Genomic DNA, 20,673 nt, shown 5'->3' on the forward strand with positions numbered 1-20,673 from the left:
TTCACAACTTGGTGATGCGCAGATAGCCGTCGGCGATGGCGTCGGCCCCGGCGAGAGTGTCGATGTCGCCGGGCCGGCAGAGATGGATGATGTCGGCGATGCGCTCCGAGGTGAGGGAATCGGCGTACGAGCGTGTCTCCACGAGTTGCCCCTCCAGCTCACGTTCGTAGAACTCGCAGAGGCCCTCCGTGACGCCACCGCCGATGCCGATTCGGTCCAAACGAGGGTCGAGGGTGATCATGGTCCTGATCAGTTCGGCGATCGGTTCCACCACTATCCGTAGCAACCTGGCCGCGTCTGCGTCTCCGGCCGTAAGCGACGCCGCGAAGGTGTCGACGTCGTAGCGAATGTCGAGAACCTCGGCCACCGCCTGTATTGCAGGCCCGGACGAGATGGACGAGACGTGCCCGATGCCGCCGCATGCGCAGGGTAACGTCCGCACTGCCTCTGGGGCAGAACTCGATGCTCGGAGATGACCGACCTCACCCTGTAGGCCTCGGTGGTCGACCGGGATGGTTCTCTCGGTGAGAAGCGCAGTGCGCGAGGCGATGCCGCTGCTGATCGTGAGGTAGGCGATGTGACGATCGGTGGGTCGAGCGAACCCGAGCGCGAACGACGCCAACCCGGCCGTCACGTCGTTGACGAGCCTCCATTGCACATCGGGGCGGCGGGACGACAGGACCTGCAACAGTGGAATTTCGCCGGTCGGCGCTCCACCCCACAGAGGCCCGGAACCGAGGGCAACACCGTTCTGCTCGTCGAGTGCAGCGCCACAGGAAATGTTGGCCGAAGCACCCTGTGGCACATGAAGATCGAGCGTGTCCACCAGTTGTCGAAGGAGGTCATCGGGCGACGTGCCGGGCTGTCTGATTGTGCTGGGAGACGGCAACCGCTCGGTGGCGTCACCGCGTCGAATGCGCAGCCACGTCCCGCCGAGATCGACCGAGACGGTTGCGCTCATCGCTCCGAATCCACGTCGATCGTCAGTACACGGTCTCGCATCGCGACCCGCAACCCCTCGAAGTCGTTCACACGGGCAACCTGCGGACCGGACTCGTTGCCGATGGCAATGCACCGCGCGCCGGCGGCATGAGCTGCGGCAATCCCGGCGTCGGCGTCCTCGAAGACAATGCACGACGCGATCGAGACTCCCAATTGCTGTGCGGCAAAAAGAAATCCCTCGGGATCGGGCTTGCCGACGGCGACGTCCTCGGCGCACACGGCGACTTGCGGCGTCGGGAGCCCGGCCGCGGTGAGGCGTCGCACCATCATCGAACGCGACGCCGACGTCACCACCGCCCATCGGTCCGCAGGCACCGAGGCGAGAAACTCCTCCGCGCCGGCGATAGGCCGAACCGGCACCAGGCTCTGCTGCTCGCGTTCTCGAATCCATCGGAGTGCGGCGCGTGGGTCGGCAGTGGGTCCGAGTACACGCAGAATGATGTCGGCGGCCAGTCGGCCCGGCAGCGCCTTGGCCATTACGGCCTTGTCGACTCCGTGGCGCTCGGCGAACTCGAACCACACCGCCTCGATCGATGCGTGCGAATCGACCAGCGTCCCGTCCATGTCGAACAGGAATGCGGCTGCGGTGATGGACCGACGAATCGAATCGGGCTGCAGACTCATACGGTTGCCTCCGCTCGCATCCCCAAGGCGTCGCCGGCGTAACGGACGAGTTCGAGATCGTGTGCGGTGGATCGGCGTAGTCGTTGGTCGCCCGGATCGGTATCGAGAACCACGGTACCGGCACCCAATTCGCTGAGGAATTCGATGTCGTGGCGGATCTGTTCGACGGTCCCGTAGCCGAGCGGACGATTGGGCGACTGTACCGGAGTGTCGGTAGGGAGAAAGTAGATTCTCGGGACGAACTCCTTGCCCTCGTCCAGGGCGCGCGATCCTGCGATGCACAGTTGTCGGGATGGGTGCAGCGGATGCCAACCGGTGCCGCGGGTATTGGTCCGGTCGATCGCAGCGGGACCGTTACCACCGATCCACAGTGGCGGATGAGGCGACTGCACCGGCATCGGCCCACCGTGGATACGGCGGGATGTGCCACCGGCACCAGGGGATTCGTAGGTCTCCGACGCCCAAGCGGCGGCCAGGGTGTCGAGCGCGGCGTCGGTCAACCTGCCCCGGCGGTGAAACGGAACGCCCAGAACGTCGAACGCCTGCGCGGTCCAACCCACACCGACTCCGACGATGAGTCGTCCGGCGCTGAGCCGGTCGATCGTTGCGGTGGCATGCGCGAGATACGCCGGATGGCGGTGGCTTCCGATCAGAACTCCGCTACCGAGGCGAATCGAATCGGTTTGACCCGCGAGCCACGATAGCGTCGTCAAGCATTCGTAGAACGGCGCGGGAGAGCGTCGATGCGCGTCGTCGGTCAGCACCACGTGATCCGAGAGCAGAATATTGTCGAATCCGGCGGATTCGGCCGTGCGTGCCCACCCGAGCAGCCCGTCCGGGTCGATCTGCGGTCCGAAGTTCGGGAGATTGATTCCGTACTTCACAGCGCACCGGGAAACAGTCGAACTGCACCGGTGTTCCGATCGCCGGTGGGCAGGGTGAGGAAGTTGCCACCATTGGCCGTCAGCGGCCGGGCACCGTGCTTGCGGCCGATATTGTGCTCGAACAGTTCGACGTTCAGCTCGCCGACCGCCACCATCGCCATCCGGGACGTACCCTCCACATCGAGATCGAATTGCGCACGCATGAAACCGCGATCCGCTTCGATCTCGGTTCGCAGCACCTCGGTTGCGGAGTGCGATGCCACCAGCCGGGCAACGGTGGCGTCGAGATCTGCCACGCTGTACCCGGCGTGGTCGAGCCCTCGGCAGGTGGGGAGCAGTGCCGACGGAATGTCCTCGCGTCGATGATGCAGCCGGGCGTCGGTGCTACCGAAGTAGCCCGGCGTCTCTGGCCACTGCTGCAGCTCGAACAATGTGCCCCACGGCGATCGGAAGTAGATCCACCTGTTGCCCGCAATCGGACCCTCGGGGACGGTGATCACCTCGCCGAGCAACGACACATCCTCCCGACCATTCAGATAGTTCGCGGCGGCGTCGATGTCGCCGACGGTGAAGCACAGATGATTGGTCCCCACATCGACTATTCGCGGCGGGCTCTGATCCGCGAGAGCCGAAGACGTGAACTCGACGGTTGTGCTGCCCGAGACCGGCACCGAGGCAGCGTCGGTGGCGGTCACGCCGAGGAGAGACGCAAAGAAGTCAGCTGCCTGGTGGGCGTCGGGCACGGTGATACCGATTGTGGTGAGAGATGTTTCGGTCTTCTCGGTCGTGGTCATGGGATCAGCAGTACCTTTCCTCGTGTTCCACCTGCGGCAAGGAGCGCATGTGCCTGCGCGGCCTCGTCGAATCCGAATTCGCGGGCAACCGGCACGGTGAGCGTGCCCGCCGAGACGAGTCCGGCAATCTCTTCGAGTCCCGGTCCGTCCTCGTTCACATAGCTCTTCCCCGGTGTGATGCCCCGTTGCGGTTGCGGTTGGTCGCCGTCCTCGATCGAGACGTACGCACCGCCGTCGCGCACCGAGTCGATTGTGTCGACCACGCCTGCGGTGTCGACGACGGCGTCGTACTCACCGGCCTGCAGGTCGACAGGTTTGGCGAACACTCGCCGTGCGCCGAGTGCGAGTAGATCCTCGGTATCGGACTCGCGCGCGAGGGCGTCCACTCGGTGTCCGCGGCTGAGCAGAATCGCCGACGCGATGCGTCCCACTGCGCCCGCCGCTCCGGTCACCAAGACCGTCGATTCTGCTGCAAGGGTGATCTTGTCGAGCTGCTGAACCGCGGTGAGAGATGCGAGCGGGATCGCGGCCGCGTGCGCGAGGCCGACGCCGGTGGGCGCGTGCGCGAACAGGGATTCGTCGGCGACCACCCGCTCGGCATAGGTACCGAAACGGTGTGCCGGCTGTGCAACCATCCCGATCACGTGGTCGCCCGGCGCAAATCGCGTCACCGACTCTCCGACGGCGACGACGGTGCCCGAGACATCCCAACCGAGGACTGCGGGGTACGTCAATTCGATCTCCAGGTATCCCGAACGAGTCTTGAGGTCGACCGGATTGACGGCTGCTGCAGCAACCGACACGACGATGTCGCCCTGCCCGGCAGCAGGTTCGTCGACCTCGGCGACAGTCAGTACCTCGGGTTCACCCTTGGCGGTGATGACAACGGCTTTCATGCGATCTCCTCTCTTCCGGCCGCGGACACCAGCTCGCCCGCAAACCGTGCGTTCTCTTCTGCGGCGGTCAGCACGAGGCCGCCGTCGACGGTGATGGTGGTACCGGTGAGATAACTCGATTCGGGCCCGGCGAGAAAGACTGCGGCCGCGGCAACTTCGTGCACTCCGGCGGGCCTTCCCATCGGGATGGCCGGCCGTGCGATTTTCGCGAACGAGGATTCGTCGGCAACGCCGTTCATCGCGGTTGCTGTTTCCCCGGGTGCCACGGAATTGACGCGGACTCCGTGCCGCGCGAACTCGAGTGCGAGCACTCTGCCCGACGCAGCCAACGCTGCCTTGCTGGCGCAGTAGATCGCGCCGCCGGTGATGGGCACCGAATCGTGAACGGAGGTGATGTTGACGATCGAGCCCGGAATGCCGTCGGAGATCATGCGGCGACCGACTGCCGATGCCAATGCCAGCGGAGTGACGGTGTTGATCGCCAGGACATCCTCGATCCGTTGGACATCGAGCGCGTCGGCCGAGGATCGGTCGTTGACGCCGGCGTTGTTGACAAGGCACCGGATCTCGCCGAGCTTGCCGACCGCGCCCTCGACGGCGGCGACCGTGGCACGCGCGTCACGCAGATCGAGCTGGAGCCCAGTCGCAACGACGGGATACGAGGCTCGAATGTCGTTGATCAGTCGGCTGATTCGGTCGGTGCCGTTGCCGTACCCGAGGATCAGATTATGCCCTTCGCGTGCGAGTGCCAGGGCGATCGCGCGTCCGATTCCGCTGCTGGCCCCGGTGACGACGGTGTAACCGGACCTACTCAACTGCGATCACCACTTTCGGTCGTGTCCTGTGGCTTTCGAGACGATCGAATGCCGCTTTGACATCGGACAACGGGACCACGCTGTCGATGAGCGCCCCCAGTGCGGGACGAATCAGCGGGAAGAGCGCCGCAGCACGGCGATAGTGATCGACACCGTGACGAATCCCGATGATCGAGATACCCGCCAGCGCAACCGCTCCGGGGTCGATGGCCTCCGAGTGCGCGGCGACGCCGACCAGAATGCACTTTCCACCGGGACGCAGTACCCCGATTGCCGTGTTCAGCGCGCCGACGCCGCCCGATGCTTCCACGACGATGTCGTAGGGACCGGTCAGGGCGTCGGCCTCGGTGAAGCTGCGAGCCACTGCGCTTGCGCCGAGGTGCTCGATGCATCGTGGTTCGAGAATGTCGACCGTGACGGGGTAGCGAGACAGCATGGCCACCGCGAGACTTCCGATGGTTCCCGCGCCGACGACGAGGACCCGATCGCCCGGGGATACCGACGCCGCGTCGACAGCCTCGAGTACGGTCACCAGCGGTTCGATGAGGACATGTTCGGGTTCTGCTGTCACGCGTCCCAGCGAGACCACGGCGCGCCGCGGCATGACGAGGAATTGTGCTGCAGCACCGCCGTGTTCGTACAGTCCGACCTCGCGAAGATCCGAACACTGGTTCCGTTTACCCGATCCGCAGGCCGTGCAGGACTGACAGAAAAGCATGGTGCTGCCGGTAACGGCGTCACCGGCCTCGAGATCGCGGACGCCACTGCCCGTCCGGTCGACCACGCCTACCCACTCGTGTCCGAAATGGTGCGGAAAGGATGTCTTCCCATCGGTCAGGTACGAGGATGTGCCGTGCAGCAGCTCCAGATCCGTGCCGCACAACCCGACGTACGAGACGGCGACCACGACGTCGTCCGGGCCACAGACCGGGTCGTCGAGCTCGACGATCGATACCGAATGCGGCGCGTCGATCACGGCCGCTCTCATCCGGCCACCCTGGCCGCACGACGACTGACGAAGAGCAGCAACACCGCGCCGACGGCGAGAACTGCACCGATGGCAGGCAATACCGAGACGCTGCTGCCTCCCGACAAGGCGATGGAGCCGATCCAGGCACCCGCGGCATTGGCGAGTTGGAACCCGGCAATGTTGACGGTGGCCGCGAGGTGGGGTGCTTCGCTGGCAGCGCCGATCAATTTGGAGGCCAGTGGCGGAATGATCGAGAAGCCCGCGGCACCGAGAACGAACATCCACGCGAAGGCGAACCACGCTGTGCCGCCGAAGAGGAACAGGACAACGAGCGCACCTGCGAGTGCAGTCAACGCTGTGTACAGCGTCTTGTCCAGGGCCTTGTCTGCGAAGTACCCACCGAGCTGGTTGCCGACGACGGAGCCGACACCGAAGACGAACAGCACGATGGTGACGGTGGATGCCGAGACTCCGGCGTGATCGGTGAGGTACGGGGCGATGTAGGTGAACACCACGAACAGTGCGGCCTGGCTCAGCGCGGTGAGGCCGATTGCCCACAGCACCGGACCTCGGGTGAACACGCTCAGTTCCGAGGTGACACTGCCGGTGTGGTGTGACGGTGCTGCGCGTCGGGTCGAGGCGATCAGGGCGGCGGTGACGAACAGTTGGAAGAGTGCGACGATGGCGAACGACCAGCGCCAGCCGAGCTGCGAGCCGATCAGCGTCCCCAGCGGAACGCCGAGGACGGTCGCGAGGTTGAGGCCGAGTGTCACTCGTGCGATGACGCGGCCTTGAAATTCCGGTTCCACCAACGAGGTTGCCAAGACCAGGCACAGTGCGAAGAACGTGGCGTGGGGGAGGGCGGTGATGACGCGAAAGATCACCAGCGTCGCGAAGTTCGGGGCCAGTGCGGTGCCGATGTTGCCGATGATGAACAAGGCCATCAAGGCGACGATGAGCGGTGTGCGAGGAACACGGGTGGTGGCGATGGTGAGCAGCGGACCGCCGATGACGACCGTGACGGCGTAGATGGTGATCAACAGGCCCGCAGTCGAATTGTCCACGCCGACATCGGAAGAGATGTCTTGCAGCACTCCGGCGACGAGGTATTCGACGGTTCCCACCCCGAACACTGCGAGCAGCATCCAGATGATGGCGGCGTTCGCATTGACAGTGGGCGCTTCGTTGCGTGTCTCGGTGACCATTGCTCTATCCCTTCGTGGTGTTGTCGTGGCCGGTGTATTCGACGACTGCGCATCCCCAGGTGAATCCGACGCCGATGCCGGTGAGCATGATTCGGTCGCCGGGTTGCAGAGTCTCGGTGCGCCGGAGCAGATCGAGGCCGAGCAGTGGGTCGGCGGCTCCGGTGTGGCCGATTTCGCGGCCGAGTTCGACCAGCGTCTGGTCGGGCTTGATCTTCAGGGGCTCGAAGCACTGCTTGCGCAGTAGAACGTTGCCGAAGTTGGGGACGATCCATCTGCTGATCTCGCCGTGGTGGGTCGCCGAGTCACCCAGTGCGGTTTCGGCGCAACGGGACAACGCTGCTGCGTTGCGTGACCAGAACTCGTCGATGGTGTGTGTTTCGGCGAAGCCGGCGACGCGTGCTCGCAGGTCGATGGGTCCGTCGGTGTCGTAGACCGGCATGTTCAGGCTGTCGTGGCCGCGGTGCATCTGTTCGAGGTGTGCATCGCTCACCACGGACGTGGAGAGGATGCGGAACGGGCCGGGATCGGGGCCCACGACGGCGGCGGCCGCACCGTCTCCGTAGACGAGACCGCTATCGGACTTCCACCGGTCGAACAGCGGCATACGCCAGGCGTCGGAAGCAGTCACCAAACCCTTGCCGCGTCCGTCGAACCAGCGACCGATCATCTCCATGCCCACGATCGCTCCGGCGCATGCGGTGCGGATCTCGATGGGCAGGCAGTCGTCGATGCCGAGTTCGTTCTGGATGTAGGCACCGCAGTTCCAGGCCTCGAGACCGTTGTGCAGAACGACGGCGTGGACGAGCAGATCGATCTCGTCAGTGTTGATTCCGCTGTCCTGCAGGGCAGCTCGGCCTGCGAGGACGGCCATGTCCGGGGCGGTTTCGCCGAGGTCGGGGTTCGAGACCGCGACCGATGTCTGCCCGGTCTTCTGGTGTTCGACCGACTCGAACCGACCCGCCGCGACCATCGCGGCGGCCTGTACTCGGCTCTCGGGTAGATAGGATCCGAAGCCCTCGATGTACAAGTTTTCCCACTTCATGACGCGACCTTCGACACCGAAGGTCCGCTGAAAGGCAGACCGGCGTTCTTCCGCGCGAGCAGGGACAGCGCGGACGCGATCTCCTCGTTCGTCACGTCATTGGCGAAATGGTGTCCGCCGATACCGACGGGCAGCGGCAGTCTCTGCCGTCCGTCACGATGGCGAACGGTGTCTGCGAGTGCGGCGTCGAGTACGCCTTCCGTGGACAGCACGTCGTTCCAGACGGGGAGGCCGAGTCGTTTCATCACCGTCAGAATTCGGTCCAGGTCATCACTGCTGAGGCTTCCGCGCAGGAACCCGAGTGCGGAGGTGAGCGCCATGTCGATGCTGACTGCCTCGCCGTGCAGCAGAGCAGGCAGAGCCTCCATCTCGAGCGTCGGTGAGAACGTGTGGCCGTAGTCCACACACCGCTCCAGGCAGGACTCCCACAGATTCGGTTGGAGCTCCTCGAGCATGAGGTGGATCGATTCGGCGATGACTTGTGTTGCAGCAGTGTCGAGTTCGGTGGAGGTTCCTTGAAAGTTGTCGTCGATCAGGCGTTGACCGTAGGTTTCGAGCAACTCGAACAGGTCGACCGACTTGATCAGCGCCATCTTCAGAATCTCGGCGAGGCCGTTGGACAGGTGCCGGTCGTCGAGGGTCCGCAGGAATGCGCGGTCCACGTAGGTGGCGATGGCGGGGGCGTACGTTCCCAGGCGGTTCTTGCCCATGCCGTAGTTGACGCCCGTCTTGACGCCCACTCCGGCGTCGACGAGTCCGATGAGGGTGGTGGGAATTCTGATGTACGGGGTGCCGCGCCGGTAGACGCTCGCGGCGAATCCGACGACGTCGAGCAGTACACCGCCGCCGATGGCGATGACCGGCTCGCGACGTCGGTCGATACCGAACCCGTTCATCGCGTCGACGACGCGGATGACCGAGCTCCATTCCTTCACCGTTTCGTCGGCGCGCATCGACACGAACGACGCGGCCACTCCATGGTGCTCGAAGTATCCTCTGATGCGATCGCCGTGGATGCGGTCGACATTGGAGTCGATGACGATGAGGCGTCTGTCTCCCCTGGTCAACGGTGCTGCGCTGCAGCCGTCCAGCAGCTGGGTGTTCTCCGGGCTGAACAAGTTGCGTGCGGCGATGACGTGGTATTCGATCTGCTTGATGGCCTCGACCTTCCACGCCGAGTCGGTATCCGCGCTGTGACTGAGTCCGAGTTTGAATGAAGCGGCACTACGCATTTCGATCCCCCTGGACGGTGATATGCACTCTCGGGCTGTATTCGCTCTCTTCCGTGCTGTGCCGAACCGAAGTTCTTGCAGAAGCGTAAGGGATTCGTTTATCGATCGCTACAGGAGTAGACTAGATCACAGTTTCCGGAGCAGGACGAGATTCGAGACCAGGAGGGCCTATGGCCGGCGTACGAGGACAGGGGCGGAAGTTCGATGTCGACGCAGCGCTGGATCAGGCGATGTTCGCCTTCTGGGAGCACGGATACGAGGGCACCTCGGTCTCGATGCTCACCAGCGCGATGGGCATCAACCCGCCGAGTCTCTACAGCGCATTCGGTGGCAAGGAAGGGCTGTTCTTCGCCACGATCGAGCGATATCTCGCCACTCGAGGCGACTTCATGGACCGGGCATTCGCCGAGGAGCCCGACGCGGCCAAGCTGATCTCGAGACTGCTGTACGACGCGGCGTCGCATTACACCGACGAGTCGTGCCCGGGCGGCTGTCTGATCATCAGTTCGGCCGTCGGCGTCACCGACGCCAACCGAGGCATCGCAGATCGATTGCGCGACATGCGCAATGCCAACGTGTCCCTGTTGGCGGAACGCATTACCGGGAACGTCGCCGACGGCATCCTGCCTCCGTCATGGGACCCGGTCGATGTCGCGGAATTCATCGGCGTGATCATTCAGGGCATGTCCCAGCGTGCCCGGGACGGCGCAACGCGGCGTCAACTCGAACACGTGGCAGAGATGACGCTTGCTTCGTTGGGGTCGGTGCATTCGATCGCCCACTGACGGCTGGTCAGGCCACGACCCCTGCGAACTCTTCGAGGAACAGGTCGACGTCCGCCGCCTCGATGGTCAACGGCGGTCTGATCTTCAATGTATTTCCGTACGAACCGGTGGCCGAGATCAGCACCCCGCGTTCCTTCATGGAGTTGACCACGCGCAGTGCCTCGGACGGATTCGGTTCCCCACCAGGCCCGACGAACTCGACGCCCACGAACAAACCCGCACCCCGGACGTCCCCGACGGAATCAACGCGATCGGCGGTCTCTCGGAGTCCTGCCAGCATGAGCGTACCCATCAAGGCCGAGTTCGCCACGAGCCCGTCGTCACGGATCACGTCCAGCACCGCCTGTGCGGCCGCGATCGTCACCGGATTCCCACCGAACGTGTTGAAGTAACGCAAGTCCCGACCGAACTCCTCGGCCAACGAACCCCGCATCACCAATCCCGCAATCGGCATCCCGTTGCCCATCGGCTTACCCATCGTCACGATATCCGGCAACAACCCATGCCGTTCGAAACCCCACATCGACGACCCCAACCGCCCGAACCCCGGCTGCACCTCATCGGCTATCAACAGCCCGCCCGCAACGTGCACAGCGTCGACAGCCGGCTTCAAGAACGGCGTCGGCTCCGGCAACACTCCGTCGGAGGCGAAGATCGAATCGATCAACAAGGCTGCGAAGCCGATTCCCGACGCCTGGAGGTCGTCGATCTGCACCTGCACATGCTCGGCGAACCACGTCCCCAGATCCCCATCCACGCGATACGCATCCGGGGCCGGGACCGTCCGCACCCAGGGCGCATCGCGCACCGACGAAGGACCCATCGACGGTGAACACGCCGCCACATCCACTGTCCCACCGTGATAGGCGCTTTCGGTGACGATGACACCCTGCCGTCCGGTCGCGTGCCGTGCGATACGAAGAGCCAGATCGTTCGCCTCCGACCCCGTGCACGTGAACATCGCCGTCGTCAGCTCGTCGGGAAACGTCGCGACCAGGTCCTCCGCATATCCGATCACCGCATCATGCAGATACCGCGTATGCGTGTTGATCAGCGACATCTGCCGACTGACCGCCTCCACCACCCGCGGATGGCAATGCCCGACGCTCGCGACGTTGTTGTACATGTCCAGGTAGCGGGTGCCGTCGGCGTCGTAGACGTACACGCCTTCACCGCGCACCAGCTCGAGCGGCTTTTCGTACATCAGGTGGTACGCGGGCCCGAGAACTCGGCGACGACGATCTATCAGCTCACGAGTGCGGGGATCCAGCGCATCAATGGAGGATGCATCGAATCCGTTGACATTCAACGCTCCGACACGATCGAGGATAGCCACCTCACAACCCCTGCAGCCAGAACGCCCACCGCGGATCGGCCATCTTCAGCCGCGCCCGCGCCAGCTTCCACGCACCGTACTTGTGATAGTCGAAATCCCATGCGTTGCTGAGCTTGTGGTTCATGCATCCCCACAGACCCCACTTGACGTCGGCGAGCGCGCTACACACCTGCACTCGGGAGATCATCGACCACTCGGCTCTGCCGTAGAACTCCTCGATCAGCTCCATGATTTGCTGCTCACCGTAGAACATCTCGGTGACCATCACCGCCAGCTCATACGCCCGATCGTTGTTCGACGCGAACTCGTAGTCGACCAACTTCATCGGCTTACCTGGTGCAACGAGAATGTTGCCGGGCATTGGATCATTATGGCACGCAACCAGATCCAAGCCGGAGGCGAGCATCGCCTGCTTCGCCTGGCCGTATTCGCCGAGGATCACATCGGCATCGCGGGGGAGCCGCACACCGAGCTCGTTGACCTGGTCGAGATGCTCATCGATCATGTCGAAGATCGTCTTGGTGACACTGAGCTGGTCCCCGGAATGCAACACCCGATACAGGTCGATGATGCCCAACGGCACCTCCGGTCGCTTGAGATCGCCGTTGGTGCACGCCCGATACTCCTCGAGAAACTCGATGACCTCCACACCGGTCACGGGGTCGAAGAGGACCACCTCGGGGCCGATGTCGAGTGCACCCGCCCGCCGCGCTGCCTCGTTGGCCAGCGAACGGTCGATGAACGATTCCGACCCCGCACCAGGCAGCTTCATGAAGTAGCGCTTCGGCTTCCCGTCGACGGTGATACGCCAGTTGCTGTTCATCAACCCGCCGGGCACCGGAGTGTAGGTGATGTTCCGGCCCTCCCACTCCGCGATGGCAGCGAGTGCCTTCTCCACTTGCCGTTCGGGTTCGGTGCGGGCAGATCCCAGTGCGATCTCGTTCATGTCCACCTCAGATGTTCCGTACTCGGTCGTCGAAATGCGGGTCGCGCAGTCCAGCGCGTGCCCGCAGGAACTGCCAGTCGGAGAACTTCGAATACTCGTGCGTGCCGGGCCTCATCGCGTCTGCGAACGATCCGATCAACGCCCACCGCAGCGAGTCCGCGATGCCGTAGATCCGGGCGCGGTCGAACAGTGCACTGTCGAACGATCCCCACGCCATCTCGAACACCTCGCGCGCATCGGAATCGAACGGACGAATCTCCGCCAACAACACTCCGATGTCCTGCAGCGGGTCCATCATGGCCGCGACATCCCAGTCAACGAGCCGCATGCTGCCGTCGTCGAGCACCAGGACATTGGAGACGTTCCCATCGCCATGGCAGGGGACAACGTCGCAGCCGGCGCTCGCGATCCGGGCCTGCGCAGGGCCAAGAGTCCGCAGCATCCAGTCGAAGTCCGCGGGTAACGCGCCGCCGACCTTCTCGACCAGATTCCGAGCATGCGTGAGGTCGTCGAACACCGAAGCCCGACGCTTGACCCCGTCCACACCGTGCACCGATTTCCGCAACGCGACCAGCTTCTCGACGTTGGCATCCTCGTCGAACAGATCCAGTGTTGCGGTATGGCACATGCCGGTGAAGTCCTCCATCACGAGCACACCGGAGTCGGCGTCGGAGATGAAGATCTTTGGTCCGATGCCTGCACCACCAGCGGCCTCGGCGGCCGCGAAGGTTGCGCCCAAGTCGACGTAGTCACGGGCATGCGGTTCCATGACCTTGACGAACGCAGCCGAACCGGCAGTCGCGTCGGCCACAGAAGACCGGGCCGAATAGCGCTCGGAGTCGGCACCCCACCAGCTCGGGCTTGCCATCGTCGTCCCGGGGTCCAGCGTCAGTTCGGCGGAGGCCCACACGCCCAACTCGCTCAATGTCTGTCGAACTGTCATCCGAGTGCTCCGATCTTGTCCGCGGCCACAGCTGTCGGCCAGTTCATCTCGATCTCTCGTGCACCTTCGAGCCACTTCGTCAGCCGCAGCACCGCCTGATCCGCGAACCGCGACCCGGCCACCTGAATCCCGACGGGCATGTGCTCACTGAAGCCGAAGCACAACGCCGACGCAGGCTGAGCAGTCTGGTTGAACCACGCCGTGAAACCGCAGTGACCGAGCGGCTGCACCGGATCGAGCCCCACCTCCTCGGCCGCGAACCCGACAGTGGGAATGACCGGACTGATCACGAAATCGAACTCGCTCGTCCTCGCTCGCACGATCTCCTGTGCACGCATCACCGCCTCGGTATCCCGCGAGAACTGGGCCGCAGAATAATTTGCTGCCGCCGAGGCCCAGTCCGCTACAGCAGGCAGAACCTGCGACCGCCGATCCTCGGGAATGGACTCCCACTCGGTACGAGCACGCACCTGGAACAGTCGATCGAGTGCCGGGTACGGATCCTCGCCGAAGATTGGCGGCATTTCGGTGACCAGGGCGCCCGCTGCAGTCAGTTGCGCTGCTGCTGAACGGACCACGCGCAGTACTTCGTCGGAAATGGTGGTGCCGTAGCCCATGTCGAGCATGACGCCGATGCGAAGCCCGGCAGGGGCGAGAGCCGCGTGTATGCCTGAGGTGTCCTCGGGCGGCAGGCTCCAGGTGTCCCGCGGATCGGGCTGGCTGATGACGCGGTAGAGGTCGATCAGATCGTCGACGCTGCGTGCCATCGGACCGGCCGAGCGCATGGTCGACGGCGCAGTGTGCGGGATTCGTCCCTGCGTCGGCTTGAGCGCAACGAGTCCGCAGTGCCCGGCCGGTAGCCGCACCGAGCCGGCGATATCGGAACCGACAGAACCGAAACCGATGCCCGACGCCAGAGACGCTCCCGCGCCTGCGCTCGACCCGCCGGTATTGCGGGAGAGGTCCCAGGGATTACGGGTGATTCCGTACAGGGAGCTGATGCCGGCGGCCATCATGCCCATGTCGGGCATTGTCGTCTTGCCGAGAATGACGGCGCCCGCCTCCTTCAACCGCGCCGCTGGAGGAGCGTCGACGGTGGACATCGGCAGATCCGCATTCGCCGCGATACCGTGCCGCCACGGCATCCCGACCGCATGCACGCTGTCCTTGATGGTCACCGGAATGCCGTCGAGGTCCCCGAGGGCGCGTCCGGATTGCAGGCGTTCCGTCGCGGTCTGAGCTGCTGCTCGTGCGCCCGATTCGTCCACGTACGCAATCGCATTGATCACCGGATCGGTGATTGCGAGGTGTTCGAGGGTCGCGTCCAGCAGTTCCACGGGAGTGGTCTCGCCGGTACGGAAAGCCTGACGGATCTCCGCTGTGGACGAGGTGAGAAGGGGATTCATCGAGCGCCTTTCATGCCGATACCGCTGCTGACACCGATAGTGGGACAACGGGTGTGCCGACCAGCCAGCCGCCGTCCACGGCCACCATCTCGCCGCAGATGTGATCGGAGAGTGCGGAGGACAGGAACAGCACGGTGTCGGCGATGTGCTGCGGATCGGCCCACTTGCCGTTGGGTGTCTGCGCTTCCAACGCGCCCCGGATGGACGCGTCGTAGATCGCGGTCATATCGGTTTCGACGAAGCCCGGCGCGACACCGTTGACGTTGATGCCCAGGGGTGCGTAGTCGATGCCGACCTGGCGGGTGAAGTTGACCATCGCGCCCTTCGCCGCGCAGTAGCCCGCGAAACCTGGGTTGGCGCGCAGCCCGCTGATCGACGCGACGTTGACCACCTTGCCACCCTTGCCGGCCTCGACCATGTGCCTGATCGCCGCCCGAGTGCAGAAGAAGGTGCCGTCGACGTTGACCGCGAACATCGACCGCCAGGACTCGTCGGTGGTCTCGAGCACCGTCCCTGCGCTCAGCACCCCGGCGTTGTTGACGAGAATGTCGATGCCGAACCGGGTTGCAATACCACCGAACACGGCGTCGACCTGCTGAGAATCGGAAATGTCCAGCAGGACGGACTCGGCTGTGCCGCCGGCTGCGGTGATGATGTCCGAGGTCGAGTTGCCGTCGGTGCGGAGCGCGTCGCTGCGGTCGGCGATCACCACCCGCGCCCCGGCCGCAGCCAGCGTGGTGGCCACCGCCCGTCCGATCCCGCGGGAGCCGCCCGTGACCACTGCAGTCTTGCCCGACAAGTCGATCATGTCTGCCTACTTCCTACGCTCGCGAGTTCTGTAGCTTTTACGTCGCCGATGTCGCCTCGAACCATGCGGGCGACAGTCTCGGTGAGGATCTTCACGCCGTCGAGCAGGTCGTTTTCGCGGGTCAGTTCCTTCTCGCTGTGCGAGATGCCGTCGAGGCTGGGGACGAACAGCATGACCGTCGGGACGATGTCTTTCAGGTTCACCGAGTCGTGGCCGGCCATGGTGAGCATCCGGCGATACGACAGGCCGAGATCCTTCGCAGCCTCCTCGGCGACTTCGACGCCCTCGCTCTGGTAACTGGTGGACGGGCGCAGCGCGGAGGTGTCGATGCTGATGTGCACCTCGGTTTCCTGAGCGATGGCCGCGAGCAGCATGTCGTGCGCCTGCTCGAGCACGTCGGGATCCGACGATCTGACGTCGACGGCCATGGTGACCTTCGACGGTACGACGATGGGGGAGTTGGGTTCGACGTCGAATTGCCCGACCGACGCCAACAGTAGACCGTCGGGGAACTGCGTGGTGAGTTCCCGGGCGGCGAGGACGATCTTGCTGGCGCCGACCAACGCGTCGTGACGCAGTGCCATATGCGTGGCACCGGTATGCGATTGCTCGCCGTGCACGGTGATCGAGTACTTGCGAGCCGCCCAGTTGGCGGTCACGATCCCGATGGTCGCGCCTTCGGTTTCGAGGATCGGGCCCTGCTCGATGTGGATCTCGGCGTAGGAGACGGCCTCGGGCGCGGTACCGTCGCCGTGGAAACCGATATCGGACAGGGCGTCTCGGACGCTGATGCCGGCGCGGTCGGTGACCTTCAGGATATCCTCGGCGTCGAACTTGCCGATGAAGACCCCGCTCCCCATCAGGCTGGGTGAGAAGCGGGAGCCCTCCTCGTTGAACCAGTTGACCGCAGCGATGTTGAACTGCGGAGTGAGAGAACCACGTTCGACGTGTTCCTTGATGTGATGTGCGGCGTGGGCTGCGGCGAGGACACCGTAGGCGCCGTCGTACTTTCCGGCCGTCGGCTGGCTGTCGAGATGCGAGCCGACGAGCACATACGGTGCGCCGGGCACGAACTCGATGCTGCCGTACATGTTTCCGACAGCGTCGACGGTGGTGGTGAGGCCGTGCCGGTCGAACCAGTCGGCGAGGAACCGCCTGGTTCGACCGTCGTCCGCAGTCGCTGCCTCCCGGTGCACACCGCCATTGGCGGTGGCACCGATCGAGGACAGCGCGTCGAAATCGGACATGAAGTGCATCAGATTTTCTCCGGAGCGGGGTTGGTGGCGAGTTCCTCGATCTGGTCCTCGAAGGACAGGTCGACGGGGGCGGTGCGGGTGGGGCGCTTGCCGACCTCGAACATCGCGTCGACGCGTGCCTTCTCCTCGTCCGTGGTGCCGGTGGCCTTGGAGACGATGAGGAAAACGGCCAGGTTGACGGCCATGCCGACGACGCCGCCGGTGAGGCTGCCGAGCCCGGCGATGTCGTCCGGGTAGATCGCGGTGAGGACCAGCGCGGTGGTGAAGCCGGAGAGCATGCCGGCGATCGCGCCCTTGCCGTTGCCGCCGCGCCAGAACACGCCGAGGAACAGTGGGATGGCGAGCTGCACGACGCCCTGATACGAGATCTGCGCGAGGAGCTGCAGACGCGTCATGTTGAACGTGGCGTAGGCGACGATCGCCGCGGCCGCCATGAACGCGAGCATGCTGCCCTTGGCCACCTTGGTGAGCTGGCTGTCGGTGAGCCTGCGCTTGTTGGAGTTCACGAGATCGTTGGCGATCTGCAGGCCGCAGACCTGGACGCTGCCGTCGATGTGACCCATGGATGCGGCGAACACCATGGTGGCGCCGAGTCCGAGCAGCCACGTTCCGCCGTAGCTCTCCATGATGGTGAACCAGCCGGTCTGCGGTGATTCGGCGACGGCCGGCATGACCGTGCTAGCGATGCCGACGAGCATGAGCAGGGAGTAGAAGACACCGGAGATGAGGACGGTGCGGATGGTGCCCGCCTTCACCGCACGCACGCTCGACGCGGTGTAGATGCGTTGGAAACTCGTCGGCCAGCACAGTGATCCGACGACACCGGTGAAGATGAGGGCGAAGAGGTAGAACGGGCCGTAGGAGTCGCCGTCGCCGGGGACGCGGAGGTATTCGTCGGCGACGTCTCCGAGGGTGGCGAAGCTGATCGGGCCGCCGGCGATACCGGAGAGCAGGATCAGGCAGAGCGCGGCGGAGAAGACGTAGGCGACGATGCCCTGGAACATGTCGGTCATGATGAGGCCGCGCATGCCCATCTTGACGGTCCAGTACTGGCGGATGACGATGACGGCCAAGCCGACGAACAGACACGTGGTGACGGACCATGCTCCGGCGCTGGCGATCTGGAAGACTTCACCGAGTGCCTGCATGCCGAGCACGACCCACGGGAAGAGCGAGACGATGCCGATGACGCTGGCGATGATCTTGGTGCCGCGGGAGTTGAAGCGTAGGCCCAGCAGGTCGGGTTGGGAGCGGAGGTTGTATTTCGCGCCCCACCGCCAGGCGCGGGTGGCCATGAAGTACATCATCGCGACGCCGAGGCTCGAGTACGCGAGACCGTAGAGGCCGAACACGCCTGCGCCGCTGGCGAGTCCGAAGAAGGCGATGAACACCGCTCCTGGCCACCACGAGTTGACGTAGCTCATCGCGACGTACCAGGGGCCGTAGCTGCGGCCGCCGACGGAGTACTCGTCGAAGGTGGGGGAGGTCTTCTGTTGGGTGGTGTAGAGGATGAAGATGACGATGGCGTAGAAGACGCCGAGCATTCCCAGCATGATCAACATGTCATTCTCCAGTGAGGGGGTGGGTTTCGGGCAGGAGGTCTTCGTCGAGTTCGCCGCGGATGTCCTCGACGATGTAGAGGCCCCACAGGGTGAATCCGAGGACGAGGCCGTTGATCAGCCAGTACATGATGGCGAACGGAACGCCGAGGATCTCGTAGCGAATTCCGCTGCCCCACATGTAGAGCGGTGGGAACAGGGCGAAGAGCAGCGCCACTGCGTAGGTGCCGCCGAAGAAGGTCATGATGCTCTGCCGGCTCAGGCCGCGAATGTACTCTTTCATGTGCGTCATCCTTGGTTGACTATTTTGAGAACCGAGTCGTGAACTGCGCCGTTGGACGCAATTCCGTTGCCGCAATCGAAATCTCGCGCACCGTCGAGCGAGGTGAACATGCCGCCGGCTTCCTCGATGATGACCGGCATGGGAGCGAGGTCGTATGTCTGCGTGGTGTAGTCGACGATCGCCTCGGCTTGGCCGCACGCGACCATCATGTAGCCGTAGGCGTCGCCCCAGGTTCGTAGTACTGCGCCTGCGGCGTGCAGGTCGACGATGACATCGGGGTGCCAGTCCTCGAGCCACGTAGCCATGACGTAGGCGCCGTCGAGTTCTGTGCGGTCCGAGACGTGCACCCGAGTGCCGTTTTTCCAGCAGCCCTTGCCGCGCTCGGCGTGCATGAGGATGTCGGCGTTGGGGATGTTGATGACCCCGAAGACGATCTCTTCCTTTTCCTGCAACGCGATCAGGTTGGCGTACAGCGGAACTCCGTGTACGAAGGACTTCGTTCCGTCGATGGGGTCGACGATCCAGCGGTACTGGGATGTGCCGATGGTCTCCTCGAACTCCTCGCCGAGGAAGCTGTCGGTGGGGAAGTGCTGTGCGACGGCGTCTCTGATGTGTTGCTCGATCTCGCGATCGGCCTGCGTAACAGGGGAACCGTCCTGTTTTGCCTCGACGGTGAGGGCTGAGGTGTCGAACCAGCGGCGGGCGATTTCTCCCGCCGAGCGGGCGAGCGTCACGCCGAGGGCGGCGCGAGCCGACCGGGAATCGTCCACAGTGGTGCACCCTTCGGTAGGAGTTTTCTCTGACGTGGAGAACGATGCTCGTAGACCATTTCTGGTTTTGCTCGTCGTGTGTGAACTGCGTGTAACGCATGGCGGGGGTCGAATGACATAGGACACCAGCGGTGTTAATCGTGCGTAAAACTGCAGGTAGATGAACGTTGAATCGGTTCTGTGGGGGCTAGGTTTGTCCTAACTTGTTATCGGAGGTGAACCGTTGCTGATCATGGAACACACCCATGCCGCCCTGCTTCGGTTGGTGGCCGAGCTCGAGCAGCGCTCGGTGCCCCGTCTGCCGCCCGAGCGTGAGTTGGCGGAGCGGCTGGGGACCTCGCGTACCACCGTCCGCAAAGCCATGGACCTGCTCGAACGCGACGGGGTGATCCGTCGTATGAAGGGCCGCGCCGGCGGTGCATACCTGACCTCGGTGGTGCCAGGATCACCCTCGCCGGAGAGCGCGCTGTCGGTGTGTCAGAGCCGACGGTTGCTGCGCAGCCTCAACACGGTCAAGGGCGTGCCGCAGATGTTGCACGAGCAAGGTTTTCGTGACGGGACGAAGGTGATTTCAGCGCGCATGGCGACTCCCTCGGCCGATGCGGCCCGGGTGCTGGGCGAGGAACCGGCAGTGTCGTTGCTGCGCTTGCGGTTTGCCGACGGCGACACCCTCTCGCTCGAGCAGATGTATCTCAGCGGCAGCATCTGCGGGCGGGTGCTCGAGACGCCGCTGAACTCGGTCTACGAGACGCTGCGAAACAAGCTCGGGATTTCGGTCTGCATGGCGGATGAGTCGATCGAACTGGCCACGCTGTCTGCTCCCGCTGGGGCGCTGCTCGGACAACCCGAGGGCACGGCGGTGCTCAAGCTCGAGCGCATCGGCTACGACCAGCAGGCAAGGCCGGTCGAATACTCCGTGGATCTCTTCCGCGCCGACCGAACCCGGTTGAATGTGCGGACCAGCTCGTTGGTGAGTGCGTCGGTAGGCGCTTCGCGCATGTGATGCTCCTATGAGTGTCAAGCGGTGGTTTTGTGGGTGAGGAGTTGGAACATTTCGCGGGCGACGGCTCGTTTGAGGCAGCGAATGATGTCGCGTTTGGTTTTGCCTTCGGCGAGT

The 20,673-nt window shown here is 64.1% G+C and carries 21 protein-coding genes; 2 read left to right on the plus strand and 19 right to left on the minus strand.

From position 1 onward, the window contains the following. Position 1: 1 nt before the first annotated feature. The 10 genes from KVY23_RS14815 to KVY23_RS14860 are packed head-to-tail and all read right to left on the minus strand — an operon-like array spanning position 2 to position 9,464. Positions 2–961, minus strand: coding sequence for an ROK family protein (locus tag KVY23_RS14815; protein WP_230557240.1), 960 nt, complete (start codon positions 959–961; stop codon positions 2–4). Then, complete coding sequence (locus KVY23_RS14820) at positions 958–1,626, minus strand: HAD-IA family hydrolase (RefSeq protein WP_230557241.1); 669 nt, start codon at positions 1,624–1,626, stop codon at positions 958–960. Before KVY23_RS14820 ends, KVY23_RS14815 begins: the two co-directional genes overlap by 4 nt. Continuing rightward, a complete protein-coding gene (locus KVY23_RS14825) occupies positions 1,623–2,510 on the minus strand; it encodes a TIGR03619 family F420-dependent LLM class oxidoreductase (protein WP_230557242.1) in 888 nt (295 codons plus the stop codon). Before KVY23_RS14825 ends, KVY23_RS14820 begins: the two co-directional genes overlap by 4 nt. Beyond that, positions 2,507–3,304 carry a VOC family protein gene (locus tag KVY23_RS14830; protein WP_230557243.1) on the minus strand — a complete coding sequence of 266 codons (798 nt, stop codon included), beginning with the start codon at positions 3,302–3,304 and terminating at the stop codon, positions 2,507–2,509. The genes KVY23_RS14825 and KVY23_RS14830 overlap by 4 nt, the downstream gene beginning before the upstream one ends. Further along, the gene (locus tag KVY23_RS14835) at positions 3,301–4,200 is read right to left on the minus strand and encodes an NADP-dependent oxidoreductase (RefSeq protein WP_230557244.1); all 900 of its coding nucleotides are present in this window, start codon (positions 4,198–4,200) and stop codon (positions 3,301–3,303) included. The genes KVY23_RS14830 and KVY23_RS14835 overlap by 4 nt, the downstream gene beginning before the upstream one ends. Then, complete coding sequence (locus tag KVY23_RS14840) at positions 4,197–5,015, minus strand: SDR family NAD(P)-dependent oxidoreductase (protein WP_230557245.1); 819 nt, start codon at positions 5,013–5,015, stop codon at positions 4,197–4,199. The genes KVY23_RS14835 and KVY23_RS14840 overlap by 4 nt, the downstream gene beginning before the upstream one ends. Further along, positions 5,008–6,003: a zinc-binding dehydrogenase gene (locus KVY23_RS14845; RefSeq protein ID WP_230557246.1), complete on the minus strand. Its 996-nt coding sequence runs from the start codon at positions 6,001–6,003 to the stop codon at positions 5,008–5,010. Before KVY23_RS14845 ends, KVY23_RS14840 begins: the two co-directional genes overlap by 8 nt. Continuing rightward, on the minus strand, positions 6,000–7,190 hold the full coding sequence (locus tag KVY23_RS14850; protein ID WP_230557247.1) for an MFS transporter: 1,191 nt from the start codon (positions 7,188–7,190) through the stop codon (positions 6,000–6,002). The genes KVY23_RS14845 and KVY23_RS14850 overlap by 4 nt, the downstream gene beginning before the upstream one ends. A 4-nt stretch (positions 7,191–7,194) precedes the next feature. After that, positions 7,195–8,232 (minus strand): ketoacyl-ACP synthase III family protein, encoded by a 1,038-nt coding sequence (locus tag KVY23_RS14855; RefSeq protein ID WP_230557248.1) that lies wholly within the window; start codon positions 8,230–8,232, stop codon positions 7,195–7,197. Further along, positions 8,229–9,464: a sedoheptulose 7-phosphate cyclase gene (locus KVY23_RS14860; protein ID WP_230557249.1), complete on the minus strand. Its 1,236-nt coding sequence runs from the start codon at positions 9,462–9,464 to the stop codon at positions 8,229–8,231. Before KVY23_RS14860 ends, KVY23_RS14855 begins: the two co-directional genes overlap by 4 nt. A gap of 170 nt (positions 9,465–9,634) precedes the next feature. Here KVY23_RS14860 and KVY23_RS14865 point away from each other — a divergent pair, with 170 nt between their 5' ends. Then, on the plus strand, positions 9,635–10,249 hold the full coding sequence (locus KVY23_RS14865) for a TetR/AcrR family transcriptional regulator (RefSeq protein ID WP_230557250.1): 615 nt from the start codon (positions 9,635–9,637) through the stop codon (positions 10,247–10,249). Positions 10,250–10,256: 7 nt separating this feature from the next. Here KVY23_RS14865 and KVY23_RS14870 read toward each other — a convergent pair whose 3' ends face one another. The 9 genes from KVY23_RS14870 to KVY23_RS14910 are packed head-to-tail and all read right to left on the minus strand — an operon-like array spanning position 10,257 to position 19,556. Then, a complete protein-coding gene (locus tag KVY23_RS14870; protein ID WP_268995145.1) occupies positions 10,257–11,558 on the minus strand; it encodes an aspartate aminotransferase family protein in 1,302 nt (433 codons plus the stop codon). Between the two features lie 28 nt (positions 11,559–11,586). Then, a complete protein-coding gene (locus KVY23_RS14875) occupies positions 11,587–12,531 on the minus strand; it encodes a choline kinase family protein (RefSeq protein ID WP_230557251.1) in 945 nt (314 codons plus the stop codon). A gap of 7 nt (positions 12,532–12,538) precedes the next feature. Beyond that, complete coding sequence (locus tag KVY23_RS14880; protein WP_230557252.1) at positions 12,539–13,474, minus strand: phosphotransferase family protein; 936 nt, start codon at positions 13,472–13,474, stop codon at positions 12,539–12,541. Continuing rightward, positions 13,471–14,880: an amidase gene (locus KVY23_RS14885; protein WP_230557253.1), complete on the minus strand. Its 1,410-nt coding sequence runs from the start codon at positions 14,878–14,880 to the stop codon at positions 13,471–13,473. Before KVY23_RS14885 ends, KVY23_RS14880 begins: the two co-directional genes overlap by 4 nt. A gap of 10 nt (positions 14,881–14,890) precedes the next feature. Further along, entirely contained in the window at positions 14,891–15,688 is a 798-nt protein-coding gene (locus tag KVY23_RS14890) for an SDR family NAD(P)-dependent oxidoreductase (RefSeq protein ID WP_230557254.1), read from the minus strand. Beyond that, positions 15,685–16,935, minus strand: coding sequence for a M20 family metallo-hydrolase (locus tag KVY23_RS14895; RefSeq protein ID WP_230557255.1), 1,251 nt, complete (start codon positions 16,933–16,935; stop codon positions 15,685–15,687). The genes KVY23_RS14890 and KVY23_RS14895 overlap by 4 nt, the downstream gene beginning before the upstream one ends. An 8-nt stretch (positions 16,936–16,943) precedes the next feature. Further along, positions 16,944–18,506 (minus strand): sodium:solute symporter, encoded by a 1,563-nt coding sequence (locus tag KVY23_RS14900; protein WP_206510421.1) that lies wholly within the window; start codon positions 18,504–18,506, stop codon positions 16,944–16,946. 1 nt (position 18,507) lies between these two features. Then, complete coding sequence (locus KVY23_RS14905) at positions 18,508–18,786, minus strand: hypothetical protein (RefSeq protein ID WP_075839917.1); 279 nt, start codon at positions 18,784–18,786, stop codon at positions 18,508–18,510. 5 nt (positions 18,787–18,791) lie between these two features. Next, the gene (locus tag KVY23_RS14910) at positions 18,792–19,556 is read right to left on the minus strand and encodes an inositol monophosphatase family protein (RefSeq protein WP_230557256.1); all 765 of its coding nucleotides are present in this window, start codon (positions 19,554–19,556) and stop codon (positions 18,792–18,794) included. 232 nt (positions 19,557–19,788) lie between these two features. Between KVY23_RS14910 and KVY23_RS14915 the strand changes: the two genes are divergently transcribed. Beyond that, positions 19,789–20,559, plus strand: a complete 771-nt coding sequence (locus KVY23_RS14915) for a GntR family transcriptional regulator (RefSeq protein WP_230557257.1) — start codon at positions 19,789–19,791, stop codon at positions 20,557–20,559. The last annotated feature ends 114 nt before the right edge of the window (positions 20,560–20,673 follow it).

The organism is Rhodococcus sp. I2R (genome assembly GCF_020889545.1).
Classification (GTDB): Bacteria; Actinomycetota; Actinomycetes; order Mycobacteriales; family Mycobacteriaceae; genus Rhodococcoides.

Bases quoted from the DNA above. Each gene is read 5' to 3' on its own strand.
- KVY23_RS14815 (WP_230557240.1), bottom strand. From the start codon at position 961: ATGAGCGCAACCGTCTCGGTCGATCTCGGCGGGACGTGGCTGCGCATT.
- KVY23_RS14820 (WP_230557241.1), bottom strand. From the start codon at position 1,626: ATGAGTCTGCAGCCCGATTCGATTCGTCGGTCCATCACCGCAGCCGCA.
- KVY23_RS14830 (WP_230557243.1), bottom strand. From the start codon at position 3,304: ATGACCACGACCGAGAAGACCGAAACATCTCTCACCACAATCGGTATC.
- KVY23_RS14835 (WP_230557244.1), bottom strand. From the start codon at position 4,200: ATGAAAGCCGTTGTCATCACCGCCAAGGGTGAACCCGAGGTACTGACT.
- KVY23_RS14845 (WP_230557246.1), bottom strand. From the start codon at position 6,003: ATGAGAGCGGCCGTGATCGACGCGCCGCATTCGGTATCGATCGTCGAG.
- KVY23_RS14850 (WP_230557247.1), bottom strand. From the start codon at position 7,190: ATGGTCACCGAGACACGCAACGAAGCGCCCACTGTCAATGCGAACGCC.
- KVY23_RS14855 (WP_230557248.1), bottom strand. From the start codon at position 8,232: ATGAAGTGGGAAAACTTGTACATCGAGGGCTTCGGATCCTATCTACCC.
- KVY23_RS14860 (WP_230557249.1), bottom strand. From the start codon at position 9,464: ATGCGTAGTGCCGCTTCATTCAAACTCGGACTCAGTCACAGCGCGGAT.
- KVY23_RS14865 (WP_230557250.1), top strand. From the start codon at position 9,635: ATGGCCGGCGTACGAGGACAGGGGCGGAAGTTCGATGTCGACGCAGCG.
- KVY23_RS14875 (WP_230557251.1), bottom strand. From the start codon at position 12,531: ATGAACGAGATCGCACTGGGATCTGCCCGCACCGAACCCGAACGGCAA.
- KVY23_RS14880 (WP_230557252.1), bottom strand. From the start codon at position 13,474: ATGACAGTTCGACAGACATTGAGCGAGTTGGGCGTGTGGGCCTCCGCC.
- KVY23_RS14885 (WP_230557253.1), bottom strand. From the start codon at position 14,880: ATGAATCCCCTTCTCACCTCGTCCACAGCGGAGATCCGTCAGGCTTTC.
- KVY23_RS14890 (WP_230557254.1), bottom strand. From the start codon at position 15,688: ATGATCGACTTGTCGGGCAAGACTGCAGTGGTCACGGGCGGCTCCCGC.
- KVY23_RS14895 (WP_230557255.1), bottom strand. From the start codon at position 16,935: ATGTCCGATTTCGACGCGCTGTCCTCGATCGGTGCCACCGCCAATGGC.
- KVY23_RS14900 (WP_206510421.1), bottom strand. From the start codon at position 18,506: ATGTTGATCATGCTGGGAATGCTCGGCGTCTTCTACGCCATCGTCATC.
- KVY23_RS14905 (WP_075839917.1), bottom strand. From the start codon at position 18,786: ATGAAAGAGTACATTCGCGGCCTGAGCCGGCAGAGCATCATGACCTTC.
- KVY23_RS14915 (WP_230557257.1), top strand. From the start codon at position 19,789: ATGGAACACACCCATGCCGCCCTGCTTCGGTTGGTGGCCGAGCTCGAG.